Source organism: Serratia marcescens, from assembly GCF_006715005.1.
Taxonomy (GTDB): Bacteria; Pseudomonadota; Gammaproteobacteria; order Enterobacterales; family Enterobacteriaceae; genus Serratia; species Serratia montpellierensis.
On the sequence record NZ_VFMJ01000001.1, the window covers coordinates 4833537 to 4856131 of the forward strand.

A 22595-nucleotide genomic window follows, 5' to 3' on the forward strand; every position below is an offset into this window, starting at 1 on the left:
CGGATTACAGGGTGGCGCACGGCAGCAGCAGCTGGTCCAGCGGCTTGGCGGCGCCCGGGATCACGATGCGGCAGCGGCGTTGGCCTTCCCAGGCGACGTCCAGTTTTTCCTCCGGCTGCACGCCGGTCAGGTAGACCGAGCCGCCGTCGTTGACCACCGCGACCTCGCGGCCTTTCTCGCTCAGGACCGCGGCGCCGAACGGCGGCTCGCTGCCGTCCGCGAGGCGAATGGTGGCCAGCAGCTTGCTGCCTTTCACCACCTCGAAGTGGCGGTAACCAATGGCGCCTTCGGTCAGCGTGCCTTGCACCACGGCGCGAGTGGCTTCGACGTCGTCCGCCAGCTTGTTGACGTCGATGCGGGTGTCGGTGTTGTAGTAGCTGGTGATGTCGGAAATCACCGCCAGCCCGAAACGGTTGCTGTAGGCGCGGCCGTTGTTGATCGGCACGCCGGCGATGCCGTCGGTGTCGAGCATCATGCGGCTGCCGCCGTTGCTCGAGTTCTGGTGCGCCGCGATACCGTGCCGGGTGGCGGTGAGGCCGCCGCGGAACGAGCCGCCGATCGACGAGTAGCTGTCCTGCTGGTAAGAGGCGCTGGCGTTCAGCGAGCCGAACGAGGCGTTGTGGGTGTAGTACCCGCGCGCCAGCGATTTGCCGGACTGATTGAAGCCGCCGCTGACCTGCCAGGTATTGTCCGGATCGCTGTAGTCGTTGTACGACGCGGTCTGCGTGACATCGCCATTGTTGGTTTGCAGCGCATAACCGACGCGCCGGCGATCGCCGATCGGCACGGTGAAGTTGAGCATCACGCTGTCGTCGGTGCGGCCCTGGTAATAGGTGCGGTAAGCCGACAGCGAGGCGGTGATGTTGCTGATATCGCCGACGCTGAACAGCTTGCTGGCCGACAGCCCGTAACGATCCTGAGTTCGCGCATCCCAATAGGTCTGATGCGAGTAGGTCAGGTAGGCGGTGATCGCCTTGGCGCTGTCTTCCGCCATAAAGGTTTTGCTGGCGGTGATGGTGTACAGCTCTTTCTGGCGGCCGTTGTAATTCTTGTCGTAATCGCCGTAACGCTCCTGCAGGTACTGCGACATGTTCATGAACTTGCGCTGCGAGAAGCGGTAGCCGGCGAAGGTGATTTGGCTGTTCAGCTCGTCGAAGCGTTTGGCGTAGTTGAGCTTGAACGACATGCCGCTGGCGGTCGGCTCGCCGGGCAGACGGGCGATCGACTGGGTGACGTCCAGCGACATGGCGCCGAACACGTTCAGATCGCGGCCGAGGCCGAGCGCCCAGGCGTTATAGTCGCCGCCGAGCAGCGCGCCGCCGTACAGCGACCAGGCGTTGTTCAGCCCCCAGGAGAAGTCGCTGGCGGAAAACAGCGGCCCCTGGGTGCGGTGGTCGTAGGCCGAGGTTTTGCCGAGCGCCACGTTGTAGCGCACGTAGCCCGGTCGGGTCAGATAAGGAATGGTCGCGGTATCCACCTGGAAGGTCGAAACGGTGCCGTCCTGCTCTTCCACCTTGACGTCCAGCTTGCCGCGCACCGAGCTGTTGAGATCCTGAATGGCGAACGGCCCGGCGGGCACCGTGGTTTCGTACAGCGTGCGGCCTTCCTGCGAGACGGTGATCTTGGCGTTGCTCTTGGCGATGCCGCGTACTTCCGGCGCGTAACCCTGCAGGTTGGGCGGCAGCATGCGCTCGTCGCTGGCCAGGTTGAGGCCGGTAAAGCGATAGGCGTCGAATACCCCGGAGTCGAGATAAATCTCGCCCAGCGTCAGCTTGGCGGCCTGCATCGGCAGCGCGCGATAGGCGTAGATCTGGTTCCAGTCGAAACCGGTGCTGCGATCGCCGGCCTGCTGATTGTAATTGGCCTGGTAGTCCGCGCGCAGGCGCCAGGCGCCCATATTGGCGCCCAGCGTGCCGTAGCTGCTCAGGTTCTGGGCGGTGTTGTTGTTGTGGTTCTGCTTGCCTAACTGGCCGCTCAGGTTGTAGTCCAGCAGCAGGCCGGGGATGCCGTCGTCCCACTGCTCGGGCGGCGTCCAGTCGGGATCGGAGTATTTCATCCACGCCTGCGGGATGGTGATCGCCAGCACGCCGCCGCCGATGCGATCGGAGACGGTCGCGCCTTTGATGCCGCGAATGTCGGCGCACTGGTTGTCGTGCCACAGGGTGACTTTTTTGGCCGCTTCTTCTTTCAGCGCCATTTTTTCCACCAGGTCAGGCGGCAGGCACACCTGGCTGCCGCTTTTGTTATCCGGCGACGGGAAATACTGAATGCTGCGCTGGGGCAGCGTTTTCTGGTTGATCTTGATGTCCAGCAAATAAGCGCCGGGCATGACGTAATCGGCATCGGAGAAGCGCGAAAGATCCACTTTGCTGCGCTCGCCGATGTCCAGCACGTCGGTATTGAACTCCGTGGCGGAAAATGCCGGACGCACCCAGAGGAAAGATAGAATGACGAGGAGAGGTAGGTGTTTCCGTGTCAGTAATGACGTCATAGCATAATCACTCATGGCAAGTCCGCGCCCAATAGCAGGTCATCCGTACGACCTGAATACGTAATGCTGTGCAGCGCCCGCCGGCGCTAGAGATAAGACAGGGTGAATTTGGCCAGAGAGCTGAAGCCGCCTGCCCGTGCCTTGTCGGGATGCAGGCGCAACTGCGCGCCGAAACGCAGCGTGTTGTCGCCGGCGACAATCTGGTAATCTGCCGTCGTGCTGCCGAGCGGGATCGGGGTGCCGGTATCGGTCAACAGCTCGATAGCCACCCCCTTCGCCTCGCCGTAAACGCCCAGCAGGGCAGGATCCCGGCTGTCGGCGGTGCCGTCGAACGTGACGTTGGCCGCGCGATAGATGAAGTCAGGCCTTACCTGGCTGGCCAGTTCGCAGTTCACCAGTTTGATCGTGAAATGGCGGCGGCTGCCGATCAGCACCGATTGCCCGTCCTGCGAGGCGTCGCTCATGGAGATCAGCCCGAAATCGACGGTTTGATCCAGGCTATCGCTGGCGATGCCGCACGGCGTTTCGACGATGGTGCCGCCCAGGCTGACTTTGCCGTGGCCCTGATTTTTCCCTGCCGCCGCCGCGCTGCCTACGCTGAGCGCGATGAGCAACAGGCCGCAAAGGCGGATAGTCATGCTGGCGTCTCCCTGTCTTTCCCTGTTCCCTTGCCGGTATCCTCGGCATGCAATAAAGCGGGGGATGCCCTGAGACATCCCCTGTGGGGTATTACAGGTAAGCCAGGGTGAAGTTCGCCACGCTGGTGAAGTCGCCCGGTACCACGGTGCTTGAGGCGCCGCTGCCCTGCAGGTAGGCGGCGAATTTCAGCGAGTTGTCGCCGTCGTTCAGGCCCTGGCCGTCGGTCGCGGTGCCCAGTTCCACTTCTTTGGAGTGCAGGTTGTCGTAGATCACGATGCCGGCGCCGGTTGCCGTGCCGCTCAGGGCCAGCAGTTTGTTGTTGATCGGATCAGGCGTGCCGGTAAAGGTCACCTTGACGTTCTTCATGGTGGAGATGGAGCAATCTTTCAGCTCGATGTTGAAAGGCTGCATGCTGGATTTACCCTGATTAGCCAGGATGCGGCTGCTGATCTGGCCCATTGGCACGGTCTGATCAACGGATTCCGGCGCGACGCTGCATGGCGCATCGATAATTTCGCCGGTAAAGGTGACTTTACCGCTGCCCTGATTAGGTGCTGCATGCGCAACAGATGCGGAAGCGAAAGCAATCACGGTTGCCAGCATTAATTTATTCAGTTTCATTTCTCAGGTTCCTGTAGAGAGTTTTTAAATAAAAAGAACAGCACATCTAAATCCCCCGCAGCGGCGGCAACGCCATGTCGCCGGCCGTGCGGTTGGAGCCAGATCCTTTTGCTCTGGGCAATACGCCAACATCCGTTATTTATGAGAAATAACGAGATTTGGAAAATCGACAATGGATTTTCTGGTAAATAAAATACGAGTTTTATGTGTGGCGTGTTGCTGGGAATATTCTTGCAAATAATAGTATTGCTTGGAAATAGATTTTATTAAATTAAGTCAAATTCAGAATATAAAACCAAAAGGAAAAAGAAATATATTTGCTTTAAAATCAATAGATCGTATACAAATATTATCCAGTATAAATCACTATATAAATAACGATATGCGAGATATTAGATCGGGGGAAATAGGGGTGCACCTACAATTCACAATATTGTTTTGCTAATATCGCCCTTAGGCAGCAGATGATGCATTTCTCTTTAGAAACAAAATATAAAACATAATTCATTGTTTTTATTGTTGTTTCATGGTTTTCTGTTCACGAGTGATTGGGTTTCTTATTCGCGTTTAACCCGCGTTTAGATCTGATTAATTAACAATTGAATAACAATTACACCGGTAGTGAATTATTCTATCGCATTGCGGTATAGGGATTTTTCGCTGTCTAACCCCTTTTGATTAATCAAATTAAGGCATGTGCCGCTGCCGTTCGCCACATAATGATGACCTAAGTGACAATTAAAGGATTATAAACGGAATGATAACGATGATTAATGCTTGCGGCGGACGCCGCAAGGTGGGATTGGCTATATTTTTGCTGTCTTTTATGGTGCTATCGGGCTGTGCGGACGGTAGCAAGACAAAACTGAATTCTGTGAAAAAACTTTCACAGAACAATCCTAATGATAAATCCGATGAACAACGCATCGCGCTTTGCCAACAACGGGTTAATTCGTTAAAAAATATTAATCCACAAAGTTACCAAAAGCGCATTGCCTATTTTAACGGCCTGCTTTCCAACGCCTCGGGATATGCCGGGGTGCGCGGCAACGTGGATGAGAGTACCCGTAAAGCGATTGATGCTCTTTATCAATATAAAACCGAGAAATTCTGCGCCGACGTCGAGCATGAGCTGATGTCCGATCTGTCCAGCCGGGTTGAGAATCTGTAGCCATGAAGCGATGCGCGCAAGGATGGGCGATGGGCTTTTTGCTGTTGGCGGCGAACGGGGCCGCTTGCGCCGCCGACGACGGCATTCCCGCCCTGTTGAAGTTTGCCGAACAACGGCAGGCACCGCCGGCCGAGCTCAAGGAAGAAGCCGCGCGTAAACCGGCACCCGCACCGGCCGCCAAATCGGCTGCCATCGCCGGGGCAGACGGCGTTCGTTTAACTTCACTGAAGCAGTCTTTGCAACAGCAGGCGGAGAAAATTCGTCAGTTGGAGCGGCAGTTAGCGGCGGCTCAGGCCGCGGCGGCGCCGAAACGGGAGCGGGCCGTCGTCGACATTCGGCCGCTGGCCGATGCCCTGAAGGGATTGCGGCAAGCCGTTGCGCCGGTGCCTGAGGTGGGCGCACTGGCCGCTTCGCTCACGCAGGCCGAACAGCGCAGCGCAAGGTTGGCGGCGCAGTTGGCGCAGCAGCAGCAGCGGATCGACACCTTGCTGGCCGAGCGGCAGCAGGCCACCGAACCGCCCTTGCTGGCCAGCGAGGCGGACAAACAGGCGTATGCCGCCGGCGTGTCTCTGGGGCGCGACATTGTGCACTTGCAGCAGGAGAACCGTCGCGCGGGGCTGGAGGCAGACCGGCAGCTTTTGCTGGCCGGCATCGCCGATACCCTGGCCGGGCGGTTGCGGCTGGATGAGGCCGCCATCGACAGCGCGCTGCGCACGGCGCAGCAACGTTTGCAGCAGACGCAGGCGCCACCGCCACCGCGGGACGACAAGGCCTATCTGGCCGATTTCGCCCGCCAGGAAGGGGTAAAGCGGGATGCACTCGGTTTCTACTACCGGGTGGACTATGCCGGCAGCGGCGCGATCGGCGCCGACGATCGGGTGGATATCGTGGTGCGCGAAAGCCTGACCGACGGCCGGGTGGTCAAAGATATGGAGCTGGCGGGAACGGTGATTTCGCAGCCGTTGACGCGCTATCCGCCGCTGTTTCGCGCCGCTATCGAGAAGCTGCAGCGCCACGGTTCGATCACGCTGGTGGTGCCGCCGGCGCTGGCGTACGGCAAGCAGGGCAGCCCGCCGGCAATCCCCCCGGACGCCACCATGATTTACACCCTGCGCATTGCTGACGTGCAGTCGTGAGCAGGGTGCTCAGCAGTAACCACTCAGGAGGAATGCTATGGCCAAGGCGCCGAAAACGTTTGAAAGCAGAAAATCGCTGATGCTGAATGTGTTGCAAGGATTGTGCAGGGATCGCGTGGAAGGGTCTGGGGGCCATCATCCCCCGCCGGAGCAGTGGCCGAAGACGCGCGAGCTGGCGGATAAATGCGGCGAAAATATTTATACCACCCGCACCCTGCTGCTGGCGCTGGAAAAGGAGGGCAAGGTTCATTGCACCCACCGCAGCATCAATAACTCTCTCCGCTGGTACAGCGGCGACGAACAGGCAGCGATAAAAAAAGAGTGATTCGACCCTGGCGGTCGCTTTTGACTATTCCTACAGCTAATCATTAATTAATCTTATCATTTTGGCGGGGCGTTTCGCTCCGCCAATCCTCCTCTCCACTCTCTGCCACCCGCGCAGGCATTGCTAAGATGTTTTTTGCGGCCATATACTTATCGCTCAGACGGGAACAGGTGTAGGGAGCCGGCATCGTAATGAAGGAAAAGAAAGACATACTGAGATTGGATGATATTCATTATCAAATAGACGACCAGGTGATCCTGGACTCCGTCTCATTCACGCTGGGTGAAGGCGAGTTCAAACTGATCACCGGGCCTTCCGGCTGCGGGAAAAGCACGTTGTTGAAAATCATCTCTTCCTTAATGGATCCGACCAGCGGAAACCTCTATTTCGACGGTCAAGCGATCGCCGAGATGTCGCCGGAGGCGTATCGCAAGCAGGTCTCTTACTGCTTCCAAACGCCGTCGCTGTTCGGCAATACGGTTTACGACAATCTGGCGCTGCCCTACCAGATCCGCCAACAGCCGCCGGCCGAGCGAAAAATGAAGGCCGATCTGGCGCGTTTCGGGCTGCCGGAGGCGATGCTGACGAAAAGCATCAATGAACTGTCCGGCGGGGAGAAGCAGCGCGTCTCCCTGATCCGCAATCTGCAGTTTATGCCCCGGGTGCTGCTGCTCGATGAGATCACCAGCGCGCTGGACGAGGAAAACAAACGCAACGTCAATGAGATAGTGCATCAGCTGGTGGCGGAGCACCGGCTGGCGGTGCTGTGGGTGACGCACGATACCGAAGAGATAGCGCATGCGGATGAGGTGATCACCCTGCGCGCGCACGGCGCCGAGCAACAGGAGCAACAGCATGAATCAGCATAACATCACCAACGAATCCTTGGGCTTGTCGATGATCCTGGTGGTGGTCGCCATCCTGATCAGCCACCGGGAAAAGCTGGCGCTGGAAAAGGACATTATCTGGAGCATCTGCCGCGCGGTGGTGCAGCTGATCATCGTCGGCTACGTGCTGAAGTATATTTTCGACCTGGATAACGCGCTGCTCACCGTGTTGATGGTGCTGTTCATCTGCTTTAACGCGGCCTACAACGCCAAGAAGCGCAGCAAGTACGTCGAACACGCGTTCGTGACGTCGTTTATCGCCATCACCACCGGCGCGGTGCTGACGCTGGCGGTACTGGTCTTGACCGGCTCCATCGAATTTACGCCGATGCAGGTGATCCCCATCTCCGGGATGATCGCCGGTAACGCCATGGTGGCGGTGGGGCTGTGCTACACCAACCTCGGCCAGCGTTTCAAAAGCGAACAGCAGAAGATTCAGGAGATGCTCAGCCTGGGGGCGACGCCCAAGTTCGCTTCGGCGGCGCTGATCCGCGACAGCATCCGCGCTTCGCTGATCCCGACCGTGGACTCGGCGAAAACCGTTGGGCTGGTTAGCCTGCCGGGCATGATGTCCGGGCTGATCTTCGCCGGCATCGACCCGGTGAAAGCGATCAAATACCAGATTATGGTGACCTTCATGCTGCTTTCTACCGCCAGCCTGTCGACCATCATCGCCTGCTATCTGGCCTACCGTAAGTTTTACAACGAGCGCCACCAGCTGGTGGTCGGCAACCTGAAGTAACGCCATGAAAAACGGCCTCCGCGGAGGCCGTTTTTTTTTACCCTTGCAGCAGGGCAATGCTGTGGCGGATTTCCCGTTCGATATCCGCCTCGCTCCAGCTGTCCAGCTGCGAAGAGAAGGGCTCGAAGGCATAGACGCCGGTGTAGCCCAGGCGTTCCAGGTTCTGCACCTGGCGGCGGCTCTCCAGCCGATCGCCCGCGCTCAGCATAATGCGTTCTTCGTCGCTCAGCGCGCCTTTATCCCGCCCGTCTTCCACGCCGGACAGATGCACCAGGCCGATCTGCGCCACCTGGATCTGCGCGTCGAAGTCGGCCTGCGTCACATCGCTCAGATAGTGGTGGAAAGTATCGAGCACGATGCGGTACGGCGCGCCCGAATCGCGGATGAGCGCCTGGGTCAGCAGCGACGATCGCAGCGAACTGATGCCGAAGCCCAGCGGCTCGACGTACCCCTGCACGCCATAGCGCGCAAACAGCGGCGCCAGCAGCCGCAGCGCGGTAAGGGTGTCATCGCGTTTTTGCTGCTCGCTGCGCCTGTCGTCGGCGCTGCAGTGCGGGCACAGCACCAGCGCCCGGCTATGGATGGCCTGCGCCTGCGCCAGCAACGCTTCGGCGCGTTGCTGCAGCGCAGCGGGGTCGTCTACCCGATTGAACATGCCAAGGGCGTTGATCGTGACGACCTCGATGCCGTATTGCGCAGCGAGCGCGTTGAGCTGCGCGTCGCTCAGATCGTCAGTTACCTTGCCGCTGGGCATGTCGTTGCGCAGCTCAACTTTGCTGAGCCCGCAGCGTTTCACCAGGCGGAAAAAACTGTCCAGATCGAGATTCGGCGCAATCTTGCGGTTAATGCAGAAGCGGTCCAGCGCAAGGGTCATGAGGCATTACTCCAGCGGTCAGGGTTGAGAGATCAGGATTTGCCGTTTTCCAGCGGCAGCGGCTTGCCGTCGGGCAGGGGGTGACGGTGGCGTTTGGCCAGCACCAGCTGCTCCATTTTTTCCAGTGAGACGCCTTTGGTTTCCGGAATGTAGCGGCCGATGAACCAGTAGCTGAACAGACAGCAGGCGGCGAAGATCCACATCGGGAAGGCGCCGTGGAAATGCGAGAACAGGTAAGGGTGGTCGTTGATCATCGGGAACGACTGCGACACCGCGAAGTTGGCGACCCACATGCAGCCGACGGCGATGCTCATTCCCTGCGCGCGCATGCGGTTCGGGAAGATTTCCGACACCAGCACCCAGGCACCGACACCCCAGGAGAGCGCATAAAACACCATGAAGAACAGCATACCGAACAGCGCGAAATAGCCGGTGGCCTGCGTGTAGAGCGCGTACGAGGTGAGCAGCAGGCCGGCGATGGCGCCCAGCGTGCCGTAACGCATCAAGGGAATGCGGCCCATGCGATCCATCAGCATGGCGCCGATGACCGAACCGACCAGCTGCAGCACGCCGATCCAGATGGTCTGGAACAGCGCTTCCTGCGCGTTTTCGGTCACGGTTTTCAGCACCACCGGCGCGTAATACATCATTACGTTGACGCCGGTCACCTGCTGCAGCATGGCGATCATGCAGCCGACGAACAGGATGAAGCGCACTCGCACATCGCCGTAGTTCAGCTTTCGGTGCTGCTGCTGTTGATCCTGCTGCAGCGAGTCTTTGATTTCTTTCAGCAGATTCTGCGCGTGGGCGGCGTTGGAGACCTTGGTCAACATCGCCAGCGCCTGATCGTCACGGCCCATCATCACGTTCCAGCGCGGCGATTCGGGAATGACGAACACCAGGATGCAGAACAGAATGCAGGGGATCACGCCCGAGGCGAACATCCAGCGCCAGCCCATTTCCACCAGCCAGGCTTCGCTGGCGAGGCTGGCGATTTTGAAGTTGACGTAGAAAATCACGATCTGACCGAAGACGATGGCGAACTGCTGCATGCTGAGCGCGCGCCCGCGCATGTCTTTTGGCGACACTTCCGACATGTACATCGGCGACACGGTAGCGGCAATGCCGACCGCCAGCCCGCCGATGATGCGGTAGATGACGAACCAGGTGAAGGTCGGGGCCAAGGCCGCGCCCACGGCGGACACGGTGAACAGCAGCGCCGCCAGCATCAGCGCCTTTTTACGGCCCCAGCGCGCCGCCAGCGGCCCGGCGGCGAAGGCGCCGACCACGCAGCCGATCACCACGTTGGAGACCGCCCAGCCGGTTTCGGCCGGGCTGAGACTGAAATAGGTTTTCAACGCTTCAATCGCGCCGGAAATCACGGCGGTATCGTAACCGAACAGAATGCCGCCCAGGGCGGCGATGCCGCAAATTCGCAATATGTAGCCGGTATTGTGCTTACGCTGATATGACATGTGTTGCTCCGATTTTTATCCTGGCTTCCGTCCGCACGGTTGGGTTGTCGGGAAGAGGGCGAGCGGAAGGGTGTGAACCGTGCCTGTCATCAAGGCGATGTCGTCGATAAATGCTGGAACAAACAAGAACATTTATTTCATAATTAGTGAATAATGGAATATTGATTTTTAGATCCAGTTCAAAAAAAACCGTCGCGAGCGATTCGGGCACCTTGGGCGAGCGGGGGCCGGCGGTAACGGCGACAGAGCAGGCACAGTGCGGGTTTTCTGTAGCAAAGTCAGTGTGTATTACCCCTGTTTTCTCCACCGCCGTTGCGCTTTCCCTGGCACGGTAATGAAAGCGCTAATCCGATCGACACCGCAAAATTGCGACCTCACGCACTAAAAACAAATTTTTCAAAACAATTTATTTGAAACTTTTTTTTCAATGAAATAGAGTTTGCTGCATCCGGTCAGGATTTAGCCGGCTTGCCGACGGGGTTTGGCGAGCGGGACGATTAACGCCGCGCCGCCGGCGTGTGGCCAGGCGACAGCGGACTTGAAAAGAGGGCGTGACATGAAAACCGTGGGTAACTTTATTGGCGGGCAGGTGTGCCTGAGCAGCAGTAATCAAACCGTCGACGTGCACAACCCGGCCAGCGGGCAGGTTGAGCGGCGCGTCACGCAGAGCACCGCCGCCGAAGTCAAACAGGCCATCGACGTGGCGCATCGGGCGTTCGCCGACTGGTCGCGCACCACGCCGCTGCGCCGCGCGCGCATCATGTTCAATTTCAAGGTGTTGCTGGAACAGCACCGCGACGAGCTGGCCGAGCTTATCGTCAGCGAGCACGGCAAAGTGTATTCGGATGCGCTGGGCGAACTGACGCGCGGCATGGAAGTGGTCGAATTCGCCTGCGGCATCCCGCATCTGATCAAGGGCGAATACTCATCTGACGTCGGCAGCGGCGTCGACAGCTTCTCGCTGATGCAGCCGCTGGGCGTGGTGGCGGGCATTACCCCCTTCAACTTCCCGGCGATGGTGCCGATGTGGATGTTTCCTATCGCGCTGGCCTGCGGCAACACCTTCATCCTCAAGCCGCCGGCGCTGGTGCCTTCCGCCTCGGTGCGTCTGGCGGAGCTGCTGAAAGAAGCCGGCCTGCCGGACGGCGTTTTCAACGTGGTGCACTGCGCCAATGAAGACGCGGCGCAGCTGTGCACCGATCCGCGCATTCAGGCGGTGAGCTTCGTCGGCTCCTCTACCGTGGCGGAACATATCTATACCACCGCCAGCGCACACGGCAAGCGGGTGCAGGCCTTCGGCGCGGCGAAGAACCAGGCGATCGTCATGCCGGACGCCGATCTGGACGCCACGGTCAACGCGTTGATGGGGGGGGCGTTCGGCTCCGCCGGTGAGCGCTGCATGGCGCTGCCGATCGCCGTGGTGGTCGGTGACGACACCGCCGATAAACTGATCGCCAAGCTGAAGCCGCTGATCGCGCAGCTGCGCGTCGGGCCGGGCTTACAGCAGGGCGGTGAAGAGAATGAAATGGGGCCGCTGGTGTCGTCCGCCCACCAGAAAAAGGTGCTGGGCTACATCGATCTGGGCGTGGAAGAAGGCGCCACCCTGGTGGCCGACGGCCGCAATTATCAGGTGCCGGGCTATGCTGAGGGTTACTACGTCGGCGGCACGCTGTTCGACCATGTGAAACCGAATATGCGCATCTACCGCGAAGAGATCTTCGGGCCGGTGCTGGGCATCGTGCGGGTGCCGGACTACCGTGCCGCCATCGACACGGTGAACGGCCACGAGTTCGGCAACGGCAGCGCCATCTTTACCGGCAGCGGCCACTACGCGCGCCAGTTCGTGCAAGAAGTGCAGGCCGGGATGGTCGGCGTCAACGTGCCGGTACCGGTGCCGATGGCGTTCCACAGCTTCGGCGGCTGGAAGCGCTCGGTATTCGGTGCGCTGAACGTGCACGGCACCGATGGCGTGCGCTTCTACACGCGTATGAAGACCGCCACCGCGCGCTGGCCGGCCGGGCAGCAGACAGTGTCCGAATTCAGCATGCCGACGCTGGGTTAAGCGATCGCAGAGCATGAGCGGGCCGTTGCTCCTTTGGGGCAGCGGCCTTTGCACGGGGAGTTAACAGGAGAATCGAGATGTCTTCACTGCTTGCCAAATGTCAGACGCCGAACGCCGAAGGGCGCATCCAGCACGTGACGCCGGAAAATGCCGGTTGGCGCTATGTCGGCTTTGACGTTTACCGCCTGGCCGCCGGGCAGTCGCTGCAGCTTGAGTGCGGCGACCAGGAACTGTGCCTGGTGCTGGTGGCCGGTATCGCCTCCGTCGCCACGCTGCGCGCCGAATACCCGCATATCGGCAAGCGCATGAGCCCGTTCGAACGTACGCCGCCTTATGCGGTGTATGTGCCGCACCACGATCGCATCGACGTGCGGGCAGAAACCGATCTGGAGCTGGCGGTGTGCAGCGCGCCCGGCAGCGGCCACCTGCCTTCACGGCTGATTACGCCGGCGGATGTCGGCGTGGAGCGGCGCGGCAAGGGGCGTAACCAGCGGTTGGTGCACAACATTCTGCCGGACAGCGAGCCGGCCGACAGCCTGCTGGTGGTGGAGGTTTACACCGACGAGGGCAATACCAGCTCCTACCCAAGCCACAAGCACGATCGGGAAGACTCGCCGGACGAAACCTATCTCGAAGAGACGTATTATCACCGCATTCAGCCGGAGCAGGGGTTCTGCATGCAGCGTGTCTATACCGACGATCGCACGCTCGACGAGTGCATGCCGGTCTACAATCGCGACGTGGTGAAAGTACCGCGCGGTTATCACCCGGTGGCGACCCTGGCGGGTTACGACAACTATTACCTCAACGTGATGGCCGGGCCGGTGCGGCAGTGGAAATTCACCTGGGAAAAAGACCACGCCTGGATTAACGGCGACGCCTATCCCGCCGCGCAATAAGCGCTTGAGGCCCGGCTTGCCGGGCTTTCTTTTTATCAGGGTATAAATTTGACCTAAATTTGCCCTCCATCTTGTTCAAATGATAACCTGTCCGCATACGATCGCTCCCCGGCTGAGTGAATCCAAAGAACCGCTGTGATACAGCGTGATTGCCTATGCGCAGGAGGAAAAACCATGACGACTACCATGTCCCAAAAAGCGGCGCGAGAAGGATTAGGTTCGCCCGATCTGTTTGAAGGCGGGGTTTACGTCACAAAAAATGGTGTTGCTGAGCTGTTTGTGCAAACGGCGGCTGAGAGAGAGGCCGAAATTCGGGAACGCAATCTGGAGCGCCAGTCCAACGCGTTGCTGAAACTGACTATGATGGCGAAGCAAGAGATTAAAAATCAGCGTGGTCTGTCGCCCGAAGAAACGTTGCAGCGGCTGCGCGACGCGCGGAAATAGGCCCGAGGTGCAGGATGCCCAAGGAAATACGTTTTACCGTCGCGCCGGCGGCGGAATGGAGCCTGAAAGACATCGAGTCTTACAAGAGCGGAACGATAGGGGCCGCCGCAGCCGGGGTGTTCGTGGACAATCTGTTGTTATCGTCCCTTGCGGCAATTGCCGACGATCCTGCCCGCTACCGCTTCAACGCCGTGCTGGCGGGCATGGGGGTACGGTTGCACGAGCGATTGGATCCCGATAGCGAATACCGCGTCATCTATGACTACGACGGCCAGACGGTGGAGATTCTGCTTTTCATCAGCATGAAGCAGGATCTGGAAAGTGCGCTCTACCGCTATTTGTTGCTGCAATAATCCCGCCGCGCCCGAGCCTGTCGGGCGCGTTCACCCCAGCCTTACTCGTCCCGGGCGTTATTCAGCGCCAGCGAGACCGCCAGCGTCTGCGCCAGGCACATCGAAGCCACCTGCGAGCGGAACCCGTCCACCTGCGCTTCGCGCACCACGAAACAGACGTCGCTGAAGGCGGCCAGCGGGCTGACCTGGCTGTCGGTGATGGCGATCTGCTGCGCGCCGCGCTTGGCGCCCAGTTCCACCAGTTCCACCGCCTCGCGGGCGTACGGCGAATAGCTGATGGCGATCACCACGTCCTTCGGTTTCACCATGCTCAGCTGTTCGGTGAACATCCCGCCCAGGCCATCGATCAGAAACGCGCGGCGCTCCAGATGGCGCAGTGCATAGGTGAGGTAGGAAGCGACGCTGAACGAGCGGCGCAGGCCGATCACGTAGATGTTTTCGGCGTTGTTGAGCAGCTCGACGGCGCGATCCAACTGCTCGGGGGCGATCTGCATCGCCAGCTGCTGCAGCGCCTGCGCGTTGACCATGGTAAATACGTTGAGAATTTCCGCCGGTTTCTCCGGCGCGACGTTGTCGTCGGTGGAGGTTTGGCGGAACAGGCGCGCGCGCTCGGTATAGTTCACCGTCTCTTCCATCAGATGCTGACGGAACACCTGCTTCATTTCGTTGAAGCCGCTGAAGCCGAAGGCGTTGGCGAAACGGATCAGGGTGGAAGGCGGCACGCTGGCCTGTGCGGCGATGGAGGCAACGGTATCGAAAGCGATGCTGTTACTGTTATCCAAAATATAGCGCGCCACCTGCTTCAAACGCTTACTCAGCGTTTCATAACGGTGGCGGATCTCGTCCTGTAACAGCGAAAGTTGAGTTGGGTTGTTCATCCATTCGGCTCGCAGTGGGGTGAAGGCGCATTGGCCTGACGCCTGAAATATTGACAGGGTATTTTAACAGACGGAGCGGAAATTTCATTTCCTCAAAAAGCGATTTATTCGATCGCACATTGCGCGACTTCACAGAAAAGGGGCAAAAAAATCCCCTTAAAGCGGCGAAATGGCCTTAAGGGGACGTGAACCTGCTCTCGCTGTCAGTGCGTGCTGCCCGCCTGCGGACGGTACTGGCGCCAGAAACCGATCAACGTCAGGTATTTTTGTTTCACCTGCTCGATCAGGGCCGTATCGTCGATTTCCCCCTGCAGCCAGCGGCGCGAAGGCTGGCCGAAGATGGTGCGGCCGACGGCGAAACCTTTTACCCAGCGCGCATCCGCGGCGGCGGCAAAGCCCGCCTTCAGCACCGCCTCCGGGGAGTCGAGCCCCAGGATCAGCACGCCGCGGCAGTCGGGATCGTAGGTGTCGATCAGCGTGCCGACCCGCTGCCAGTTTTCCGCGCTCAGCGGCGGCAGTTTCCACCAGTCCGGCTGAATGCCCAACCGGTAGAAGTGCTCAATCATCTCCAGGTAATAGCGCTCGTCCTTGTCGGCGTTGCCGTCCGGCAGGATCACTTCCAGCAGCAGCTCATGGCCGGATTTGCAGCAGCCGCGGTAGACGTCGGCGATCAGCTCATCCTGTTCGCGGCGCAGTTCTGCCGCGTCGTGCGGATGATAAAACACCAGGCACTTCACCACGTGCTCCTGCGGCCAGTCGATCAATTGCGAACCGATATTGCCGTGCTCCAGGCGCAGCGGGCGCGAGCTGGGCAGCTCCACCGGCCGGCCAATCCACCATCCCTGACCGGTGATTTCGTTCAGCGCCGCCTGCCCGTAGGTGGTGTCGGCCAGAATGCCGCTGTTGCCGTTGAGGCCGGCCTGCGCGGCAGCCTGTTGCGCCGCCGTTAACAGCAGGGTTTTCAGGCGTGGAATGCGCTCTTCGCCGACGCCGGCTTCGCGCGCCATGTCCGCCAACTGCTTGCGGTGATCGAAGGCGAACACGCACAGTTCCGGCCACTGCTGTTTGCGGGTGGTGACCCGATGCAGGTGGTTCAGACGCGCGTCGCGGTCCGGGCGCGTAACCTGCCGTTCGCGCAGCAGATAGTCGTCCAGCTCCCGTTTGGTCGGCATGGCCGGCGCGCAGCCGTGGCGCGACACCACCAATGCGCCGCAGGCGTTGGCGTAGCGGCAGGCCTGATCCCAGCCCTCATCGTTCAGGTAGCCGCGCAGCAGGCCGGACATAAAGGCATCGCCGGCTCCCAGTACGTTCAGCACTTCAACCCGCACGCCGGCGTGCAGCTTCACCTGCGCCCAATCGTCGGCGATTTCGCCTTCGAACACCGAGCAGCCCTGCGCGCCGCGCTTGCACACCAGCGTGGCCGCCGTGGCCCGGCGTACGTTTTTCAGCGCCGTCAGCGTGTCGGTGCTGCCGCCGGCGATATGAAATTCCTCTTCGGTGCCGACGATCAGATCGAAATGGTGCAGCACCTCTTGCAGCTCGCGCGTGACCTGATCCGATTCCACAAAGCGGGTTTCGCCGTCGCCCAGCGACGTCAGCCCCCACAGCACCGGGCGGTAATCGATGTCCAGCGCGGTGCGCAGGCCGTGGCGGCGCGCGTATTCCAGCGCCTTCAGTACCGCGGCGCGGGTGTTCGGGTGCGACAGGTGCGTGCCGGTGATGGCCAGTGCGCGCGAGGAAGCGATGTAGGCCTCGTCGATGTCGTCCGGCGTCAGCGCCATGTCCGCGCAGTTTTCGCGGTAGAAGATCAGCGGGAAGGTTTCCTGATCCTTGATGCCGAGGATCACCAGGCCGGTTAACCGACGTTTGTCGGTGATGAGGCAGCGGGTATCGGCCCCGACGCGCTGCAGCTCTTCGCGCAGAAAGCGGCCCATGTGCTCGTCGCCGACGCGCGCCAACATGCCGGATTTTAACCCCTGAATGGCGGTGCCGTAGGCCACGTTGCCGGAAGAGCCGCCGAGGTACTTGGCGAATGTGCCGGCGTCTTCCAGCCGCGCGCCGATCTGCTGAGCATAGAAATCGACGGCGATGCGCCCGAGACAAATGACATCAAGCTGTTTTTCTTGTGTAGCCATACCCGTTTCCTTCTGTTTAAGCAAAACCCCGGCGGTGGCCCGAGCGTGGCGCCCTGCAGGAAGCATGTGGTCAGTATGGGGAATGAAAATTTCAATTTCAATATAGAATGAAATTTACACCCCGAAAATGTGATGCATTTAAAACATCGGCAGGGGAACGGGAAAAGCCGATGAAGCGGCCATAAGACGGCGACCGGGCGCGCGCAGAAAAAGGGATTAGATCAGGATAAAAGGCTGTCAGCCCGTGTGGTAACGGCTTCAATCGGCCAGTGCGCGGCGCGCAGCCCGTGAAGGCTGAATCACGAGATGAAACGGGCTTTTCATGTAATATGCGATCTTTATCGCAAAATGAAATGTTTCTTCTGTAATGTGATTTTATGAAAAATATATTTGTTTATAATCGCTTCACGTTTCAGGTTGTCGACTTCGTGAGCAGCGGGCATCGCCTGCTCAAGATAATAGCTGCCGCCGCGTAATACAAACACGGGATTGTCGGCTCGGCGCGAGTCCTTTCCGGGGCGGCCCTCAATCTAAAGGGTGAGTAAATGGGCAAGATCAGGCTAACCATGGCGCAGGCGCTCGTCAGATTTCTCGATAACCAGTATCTGCTGGCCGACGGGGTGGAAACCAAATTCGTCGCGGGCATTTTCGCGATTTTCGGCCACGGCAACGTGCTGGGGCTGGGGCAAGCGCTGGAACAGGATAGCGGCGATCTGCGGGTGCATCAGGGCCGCAATGAGCAGGGGATGGCCCACGCGGCGATCGGCTTCGCCAAACAGAAGCTGCGCCGGCAGATCTACGCCTGCACTTCATCAGTCGGCCCCGGCGCCGCCAATATGATCACCGCCGCCGCCACCGCCACCGCCAACCGCATACCTTTATTGCTGCTGCCGGGCGACGTTTACGCTTCCCGCCAGCCGGACCCGGTGCTGCAGCAAATCGAACAGTCTTACGATCTCAGCATCAGCACCAACGACGCGTTCCGCGCGGTGAGCAAATACTGGGACCGCATCGTGCGGCCGGAACAGCTGATGAGTGCCTGCATCAACGCGATGCGCGTGCTGACCGATCCGGCGGATACCGGCGCGGTGACGCTGTGTCTGCCGCAGGACGTGCAGGGGGAAGCCTACGACTATCCCGACTATTTCTTCCAAAAACGCGTGCACCGGCTCGATCGCCGACCAGCGACCGACGGCATGTTGGCGGACGCGCTGGCGCTGCTGGCCGCCAAGCGCAAACCGCTGCTGGTGTGCGGCGGCGGCGTGAAGTACTCGCAGGCCGGGCGGGCGCTGCGCGAATTCGCCGAGCGCTTCGGCATTCCGTTCGCCGAGACTCAGGCCGGCAAAGGCACGGTGCCGAGCGACCATGAATTCAATCTCGGCGGCATCGGCGAAACCGGCTGCCTGGCGGCCAACACGTTGGCCCGTCAGGCCGATTTGGTGATTGGCGTCGGCACCCGTTACACCGATTTCACCACCTCGTCCAAATGGCTGTTCCAACACCCGGACGTTAACTTCCTCAATATCAACGTCAGTGCCTTTGACGCCGGCAAGCTCGACGGCGTGCAGGTGCTGGCGGACGCCCGCGAGGCCCTGAACGCATTGGGCGCGCTGCTGGCGCAGGCTGACTACCGCGCCGGCTGGGGCGACGCCATCGCCGCGGCGCGCGCTGCCCAGCGTGAAGAGACCGAGCGGGTTTACGCGGTGGAATACGGCGGCGCGGGTTTTGTACCGGAGATAGACGATCACCTCGATCGCGAGCGGGTGTTCGCCGAATTTATCGCCCAGACCGATTCCGTGCTGACCCAGAGCCGGGTGCTGGGGGTGCTGAACCGCGAGCTGCCGCCGGACAGCGTGATCGTCGCCGCTGCCGGCAGCCTGCCGGGCGATCTGCAGCGGGTGTGGCACAACCGCGACGAGCACGGTTATCACGTGGAATACGGTTACTCCTGCATGGGGTACGAGGTGAACGCTGCGCTGGGGGTCAAGCTGGCCGAGCCGCAGCGCGAGGTGTACGCGATGGTGGGCGACGGCGCCTTCATGATGCTGCATTCCGAACTGGTCACCTCGATTCAGGAAGGCTGCAAGATCAACGTGGTGCTGTTCGACAACATGACCAACGGCTGCATCAACAACCTGCAGATGGAGCACGGCATGGACAGCTACACCACCGAATTCCGCTTCCGCAATCCAGAGGGCGGCAAGCTCGACGGCAAACTGGTGCCGGTCGATTTCGCCATGCTGGCGGCGGCTTACGGCTGTAAAACCTATCGCGTCACCACCGAGCAGCAGCTGCTCGACGCGCTGGCCGACGCCCGCAGGCAAACCGTGTCCACGCTGCTGGACATCAAGGTGCTGCCGAAGACCATGGTGCACAAGTATCTCAGCTGGTGGCGCGTGGGCGGTGCTCAGGTGGCCGACAGCGAGAAAATCGTCGCAGTGGCGCGCAAGCTGCAGGAAAACATCGATAAGGCGCGCGATTACTGATTCGTTTTCATACATAAATCTCGAGGGTAGCGAAAATGACATTGAACATTGGGGTTATCGGCACCGGCGCCATCGGCCGCGATCATATCCGTCGCTGCAGCAAAGTGTTGCAGGGCGCCCGCGTCGTGGCGGTGAACGATATCAATCGCGACAACGCCGCCAAGGTGGTGAGCGATCTGCAGCTGGATGCGCGGGTGTATGGCAACGGTCACGATCTGATCAAGGCCGCCGACGTGCAGGCGGTGCTGGTCACCTCCTGGGGGCCGAGCCACGAAGAATTCGTGCTGGCGGCCATCGCCGCCGGCAAACCGGTGTTCTGCGAGAAGCCGCTGGCGGTGACCGCGCAGGGCTGCAAAAACATCGTCGATGCCGAAGCGAAGCACGGCAAGCGGCTGGTGCAGGTCGGCTTTATGCGCCCCTATGACCAGGGCTATCGCGCGTTGAAACAGGTGCTGACCAGCGGCCAGATCGGCGAACCGCTGATGTTGCACTGCGCGCACCGCAACCCGACGGTCGGCGAGGCTTACACCACCGATATGGCGATCACCGACACCCTGATCCACGAAATCGACGTGCTGCGCTGGCTGCTCGACGACGACTACGTGTCGGTGCAGGTGGTGTTTCCGCGCAAGAGCCCGAAGGCGTCCCCGCATCTGAAAGATCCGCAGATTGTGCTGTTCGAAACCGCCAAGGGTACGCGTATCGACGTCGAAATTTTCGTCAACTGCCAGTACGGCTACGACATTCAGTGTGAAGTGGTGGGGGAAACCGGCATCGCCAAACTGCCGGAGCCGTCCTCGGTGCAGATGCGCAGCGGCGCCCGCCTGTCGACCGAAATCCTGACCGACTGGAAAGATCGCTTTATCGACGCCTATGACGTCGAGCTGCAGGGGTTCATCAACGACGTGGCCGCGGGCAAGCTGACCGGGCCTTCCGCCTGGGACGGCTACGCCGCCGCGGTGACCGCCGACGCCTGCGTGGCGGCCCAGCTCAGCGGCGAGATCGTGCCGGTGACCCTGCCGGCGCGCCCGGCGTTTTACAACAAGTAATCGGCTTGTCCCCCATACCTACGATTGTAGAGGAGTGACCATGAAGATCGCTTTTGATGTCGACGTTATCCGGGATTTGGGCGTGACTAAAATGGTGCAGCAGGTGGCGGACTGGGGCTACAAATACATCGAGCAGTCGCCGCACCCGCAGATCAACCCGTTTTACAAGCATCCGAAGGCCAGCCGCGAAATCATGACGGAGTATAAAAACGCCCTGAAAGCGACCGGCGTGGAGATCTCCTCATTTATCGTGGTGTATCGCTGGTCCGGGCCGGGGGAAGATCGCCGCCAGGCGGCGGTCAAAAACTGGCGGCGGATGATCGAAATCGCGGTGGAAATGGGCGTGCAGGTGATCAACACCGAACTGGCGGGCAACCCCAACGAACCGGAGATCTGCGAGGAGCTGTGGTATCGCTCGATGGAGGAGCTGCTGCCGATCGTTGAGCGCGAGGGTATCCGTATGGAGATCCAGTCGCACCCGTGGGACTTCTGCGAGCTGAGTAACGAAACCGCCGATCTGGTGAAGTCGCTGCGCAGCGACCACGTCAAATACCTCTACAGCGTGCCGCACACCTTCTACTACGACAAAGGGCAGGGTGACGTGGCCGGCATGCTGCAGTACGCCGGGGACGATCTTTCCCACGTGCTGATCGCCGACACCATGAATCACACCAAGCATTGCCGTTATATCGTCAATCCGCCAGGCGTTGACGCCGCGGTGCATCAGCACGTCGGCATCGGCGAAGGCGAGGTGAATTTCGACGCCCTGTTCCAGACGCTGCGCGACATGGAATTTGCCAACCGCAGCTTCAAGGCCGGCGGCGAATCGATCATCTGCACCTCGCTGTTCGGCTACCCGGAAAAGATGCCGAGCCAGGCGGTGGCGACCAGAGAGCGCATCGAAAGAGAGCTGTTGGGCAAATAATCTTATTCGGCTCGCCGGCGGCGTTTGCACCGGCGGCCTTCCAAGGACCGAGGCAGACCATGAATAAAGACAACGTGAAATTGGCCATCGCGCCGATCGGCTGGACCAACGACGACATGCCCGATCTGGGCAAGGAAAACACCTTCCAGCAGTGCGTCAGCGAAATGGCGCTGGCCGGTTTCACCGGCAGTGAAGTGGGCAGCAAATACCCGCGCGATCCGGCGGTGCTGAAACCGATGCTGGATATTCGCGGCATCCAGATCTGCAACGCCTGGTTCAGCACCTTTTTCGCCGACGGTCAGAAAGACAAAACCATCGATGAGTTTATCAACCACATGAATTTCCTGCATGCCATGGGCGCCAGGGTGATCGGCTGCTCCGAGCAGAGCAAGAGTATTCAGGGCACCACCAAAGGCGTGTTCGAAGAGAAGCCGTATTTCAGCGATGAAGAGTGGCAGCGGGTGGCCGACGGTTACAACGAGTTGGCGAAGATCGCCGCCGACAAAGGCATGCAGGTGTGTTTGCACCACCACATGGGCACTGGCATTCAGACCACGGCCGAAATCGATCGCTACATGAGCATGGTCAACGACGACGTCTACCTGCTGTTCGATACCGGGCACGCCTACTATTCGGAAGGCAGCCAGCAGGCGATGATGGCGATCCTGGAGAAGTATCTGCCGCGCATCAACCACGTCCATCTGAAGGATGTGCGCGATGAGGTGGTGGCGGAAGTGAAGGCCAACAAGCTGAGCTTCCTCGACGGCGTGAAGAAGGGCACCTTCACCGTGCCGGGTGATGGCGTGATCGACTTCAGGCCGGTGTTCAAGCTGCTGGACGAGCGCGGTTACAAAGGGTGGATGGTGGTGGAGGCCGAGCAGGATCCGGCGCTGGCCAACCCGTTCGAGTATGCGGTGAAAGCGCGTCGCTATATTCGGGAAACCGCCGGTATTTAAACGGGGAGGGGCAATAAAGATCGAGGGGCGCCGGCGGCGCCCCTTTT

The 22595-nt window shown here is 60.1% G+C and carries 20 protein-coding genes; 13 read left to right on the forward strand and 7 right to left on the reverse strand.

What is annotated here, in order from left to right:
* Positions 1-4: 4 nt before the first annotated feature.
* The 3 genes from FHU12_RS23360 to FHU12_RS23370 all read right to left on the reverse strand — a co-directional run bounded on the left by FHU12_RS23360 (position 5) and on the right by FHU12_RS23370 (position 3751).
* Positions 5-2491, reverse strand: a complete 2487-nt coding sequence (locus tag FHU12_RS23360) for a fimbria/pilus outer membrane usher protein (RefSeq protein ID WP_141972060.1) — start codon at positions 2489-2491, stop codon at positions 5-7.
* Positions 2492-2577: 86 nt separating this feature from the next.
* Positions 2578-3129 (reverse strand): fimbrial protein, encoded by a 552-nt coding sequence (locus tag FHU12_RS23365; protein ID WP_141972062.1) that lies wholly within the window; start codon positions 3127-3129, stop codon positions 2578-2580.
* 91 nt (positions 3130-3220) lie between these two features.
* Positions 3221-3751 carry a fimbrial protein gene (locus tag FHU12_RS23370; protein ID WP_141972064.1) on the reverse strand — a complete coding sequence of 177 codons (531 nt, stop codon included), beginning with the start codon at positions 3749-3751 and terminating at the stop codon, positions 3221-3223.
* Positions 3752-4508: 757 nt separating this feature from the next.
* Here FHU12_RS23370 and FHU12_RS23375 point away from each other — a divergent pair.
* The 5 genes from FHU12_RS23375 (at position 4509) to fetB (ending at position 8012) form a co-directional block, all read left to right on the forward strand.
* Positions 4509-4922 (forward strand): YuaE family lipoprotein, encoded by a 414-nt coding sequence (locus FHU12_RS23375; protein WP_038871468.1) that lies wholly within the window; start codon positions 4509-4511, stop codon positions 4920-4922.
* Between the two features lie 29 nt (positions 4923-4951).
* Positions 4952-6058 carry an FKBP-type peptidyl-prolyl cis-trans isomerase N-terminal domain-containing protein gene (locus tag FHU12_RS23380; protein WP_260440755.1) on the forward strand — a complete coding sequence of 369 codons (1107 nt, stop codon included), beginning with the start codon at positions 4952-4954 and terminating at the stop codon, positions 6056-6058.
* A gap of 37 nt (positions 6059-6095) precedes the next feature.
* The gene (locus FHU12_RS23385) at positions 6096-6383 is read left to right on the forward strand and encodes a FaeA/PapI family transcriptional regulator (RefSeq protein WP_141972068.1); all 288 of its coding nucleotides are present in this window, start codon (positions 6096-6098) and stop codon (positions 6381-6383) included.
* Between the two features lie 191 nt (positions 6384-6574).
* Positions 6575-7252 carry an iron efflux ABC transporter ATP-binding subunit FetA gene (gene fetA, locus FHU12_RS23390; RefSeq protein ID WP_141972070.1) on the forward strand — a complete coding sequence of 226 codons (678 nt, stop codon included), beginning with the start codon at positions 6575-6577 and terminating at the stop codon, positions 7250-7252.
* A complete protein-coding gene (gene fetB, locus FHU12_RS23395) occupies positions 7239-8012 on the forward strand; it encodes an iron efflux ABC transporter permease subunit FetB (RefSeq protein ID WP_060441406.1) in 774 nt (257 codons plus the stop codon). The genes fetA and fetB overlap by 14 nt, the downstream gene beginning before the upstream one ends.
* Positions 8013-8049: 37 nt before the next feature.
* Here the strand turns inward: fetB and FHU12_RS23400 are convergent, their stop codons facing one another.
* Positions 8050-8886: a TIM barrel protein gene (locus tag FHU12_RS23400; RefSeq protein WP_141972072.1), complete on the reverse strand. Its 837-nt coding sequence runs from the start codon at positions 8884-8886 to the stop codon at positions 8050-8052.
* Between the two features lie 32 nt (positions 8887-8918).
* The gene (locus FHU12_RS23405; protein WP_141972074.1) at positions 8919-10361 is read right to left on the reverse strand and encodes a sugar porter family MFS transporter; all 1443 of its coding nucleotides are present in this window, start codon (positions 10359-10361) and stop codon (positions 8919-8921) included.
* A 556-nt stretch (positions 10362-10917) separates the two neighbouring features.
* Between FHU12_RS23405 and FHU12_RS23410 the strand changes: the two genes are divergently transcribed.
* From FHU12_RS23410 to FHU12_RS23425, 4 genes are all read left to right on the forward strand, one after another.
* A complete protein-coding gene (locus tag FHU12_RS23410; RefSeq protein WP_141972076.1) occupies positions 10918-12423 on the forward strand; it encodes a CoA-acylating methylmalonate-semialdehyde dehydrogenase in 1506 nt (501 codons plus the stop codon).
* Between the two features lie 77 nt (positions 12424-12500).
* A complete protein-coding gene (iolB, locus tag FHU12_RS23415) occupies positions 12501-13322 on the forward strand; it encodes a 5-deoxy-glucuronate isomerase (RefSeq protein ID WP_141972078.1) in 822 nt (273 codons plus the stop codon).
* Between the two features lie 174 nt (positions 13323-13496).
* Positions 13497-13766: a hypothetical protein gene (locus tag FHU12_RS23420; protein WP_004930864.1), complete on the forward strand. Its 270-nt coding sequence runs from the start codon at positions 13497-13499 to the stop codon at positions 13764-13766.
* A 14-nt stretch (positions 13767-13780) separates the two neighbouring features.
* Entirely contained in the window at positions 13781-14119 is a 339-nt protein-coding gene (locus FHU12_RS23425) for a type II toxin-antitoxin system RelE/ParE family toxin (RefSeq protein ID WP_049202849.1), read from the forward strand.
* A gap of 41 nt (positions 14120-14160) precedes the next feature.
* Here FHU12_RS23425 and FHU12_RS23430 read toward each other — a convergent pair whose 3' ends face one another.
* Positions 14161-14997, reverse strand: a complete 837-nt coding sequence (locus tag FHU12_RS23430; RefSeq protein ID WP_004930856.1) for a MurR/RpiR family transcriptional regulator — start codon at positions 14995-14997, stop codon at positions 14161-14163.
* Between the two features lie 203 nt (positions 14998-15200).
* Entirely contained in the window at positions 15201-17132 is a 1932-nt protein-coding gene (locus FHU12_RS23435; RefSeq protein ID WP_141972081.1) for a bifunctional 5-dehydro-2-deoxygluconokinase/5-dehydro-2-deoxyphosphogluconate aldolase, read from the reverse strand.
* Positions 17133-17677: 545 nt separating this feature from the next.
* On the opposite strand from FHU12_RS23435, the gene iolD reads away from it, so the two are divergent.
* The 4 genes from iolD to iolE are packed head-to-tail and all read left to right on the forward strand — an operon-like array spanning position 17678 to position 22548.
* Positions 17678-19618, forward strand: a complete 1941-nt coding sequence (iolD, locus tag FHU12_RS23440) for a 3D-(3,5/4)-trihydroxycyclohexane-1,2-dione acylhydrolase (decyclizing) (RefSeq protein ID WP_141972083.1) — start codon at positions 17678-17680, stop codon at positions 19616-19618.
* A gap of 35 nt (positions 19619-19653) precedes the next feature.
* Entirely contained in the window at positions 19654-20667 is a 1014-nt protein-coding gene (iolG, locus tag FHU12_RS23445) for a bifunctional inositol 2-dehydrogenase/D-chiro-inositol 1-dehydrogenase (protein ID WP_141972085.1), read from the forward strand.
* Between the two features lie 40 nt (positions 20668-20707).
* The gene (locus tag FHU12_RS23450) at positions 20708-21592 is read left to right on the forward strand and encodes a sugar phosphate isomerase/epimerase family protein (RefSeq protein ID WP_141972087.1); all 885 of its coding nucleotides are present in this window, start codon (positions 20708-20710) and stop codon (positions 21590-21592) included.
* A gap of 59 nt (positions 21593-21651) precedes the next feature.
* Positions 21652-22548, forward strand: a complete 897-nt coding sequence (gene iolE, locus FHU12_RS23455) for a myo-inosose-2 dehydratase (RefSeq protein WP_015379329.1) — start codon at positions 21652-21654, stop codon at positions 22546-22548.
* Positions 22549-22595: the final 47 nt, after the last annotated feature.

Coding starts and splice junctions, on each gene's coding strand:
- FHU12_RS23360 (WP_141972060.1), bottom strand. CDS start 2,491: ATGACGTCATTACTGACACGGAAACACCTACCTCTCCTCGTCATTCTA.
- FHU12_RS23365 (WP_141972062.1), bottom strand. CDS start 3,129: ATGACTATCCGCCTTTGCGGCCTGTTGCTCATCGCGCTCAGCGTAGGC.
- FHU12_RS23370 (WP_141972064.1), bottom strand. CDS start 3,751: ATGAAACTGAATAAATTAATGCTGGCAACCGTGATTGCTTTCGCTTCC.
- FHU12_RS23375 (WP_038871468.1), top strand. CDS start 4,509: ATGATAACGATGATTAATGCTTGCGGCGGACGCCGCAAGGTGGGATTG.
- FHU12_RS23380 (WP_260440755.1), top strand. CDS start 4,952: ATGGGCTTTTTGCTGTTGGCGGCGAACGGGGCCGCTTGCGCCGCCGAC.
- FHU12_RS23385 (WP_141972068.1), top strand. CDS start 6,096: ATGGCCAAGGCGCCGAAAACGTTTGAAAGCAGAAAATCGCTGATGCTG.
- fetA (WP_141972070.1), top strand. CDS start 6,575: ATGAAGGAAAAGAAAGACATACTGAGATTGGATGATATTCATTATCAA.
- fetB (WP_060441406.1), top strand. CDS start 7,239: ATGAATCAGCATAACATCACCAACGAATCCTTGGGCTTGTCGATGATC.
- FHU12_RS23400 (WP_141972072.1), bottom strand. CDS start 8,886: ATGACCCTTGCGCTGGACCGCTTCTGCATTAACCGCAAGATTGCGCCG.
- FHU12_RS23405 (WP_141972074.1), bottom strand. CDS start 10,361: ATGTCATATCAGCGTAAGCACAATACCGGCTACATATTGCGAATTTGC.
- FHU12_RS23410 (WP_141972076.1), top strand. CDS start 10,918: ATGAAAACCGTGGGTAACTTTATTGGCGGGCAGGTGTGCCTGAGCAGC.
- iolB (WP_141972078.1), top strand. CDS start 12,501: ATGTCTTCACTGCTTGCCAAATGTCAGACGCCGAACGCCGAAGGGCGC.
- FHU12_RS23420 (WP_004930864.1), top strand. CDS start 13,497: ATGACGACTACCATGTCCCAAAAAGCGGCGCGAGAAGGATTAGGTTCG.
- FHU12_RS23425 (WP_049202849.1), top strand. CDS start 13,781: ATGCCCAAGGAAATACGTTTTACCGTCGCGCCGGCGGCGGAATGGAGC.
- FHU12_RS23430 (WP_004930856.1), bottom strand. CDS start 14,997: ATGAACAACCCAACTCAACTTTCGCTGTTACAGGACGAGATCCGCCAC.
- FHU12_RS23435 (WP_141972081.1), bottom strand. CDS start 17,132: ATGGCTACACAAGAAAAACAGCTTGATGTCATTTGTCTCGGGCGCATC.
- iolD (WP_141972083.1), top strand. CDS start 17,678: ATGGGCAAGATCAGGCTAACCATGGCGCAGGCGCTCGTCAGATTTCTC.
- iolG (WP_141972085.1), top strand. CDS start 19,654: ATGACATTGAACATTGGGGTTATCGGCACCGGCGCCATCGGCCGCGAT.
- FHU12_RS23450 (WP_141972087.1), top strand. CDS start 20,708: ATGAAGATCGCTTTTGATGTCGACGTTATCCGGGATTTGGGCGTGACT.
- iolE (WP_015379329.1), top strand. CDS start 21,652: ATGAATAAAGACAACGTGAAATTGGCCATCGCGCCGATCGGCTGGACC.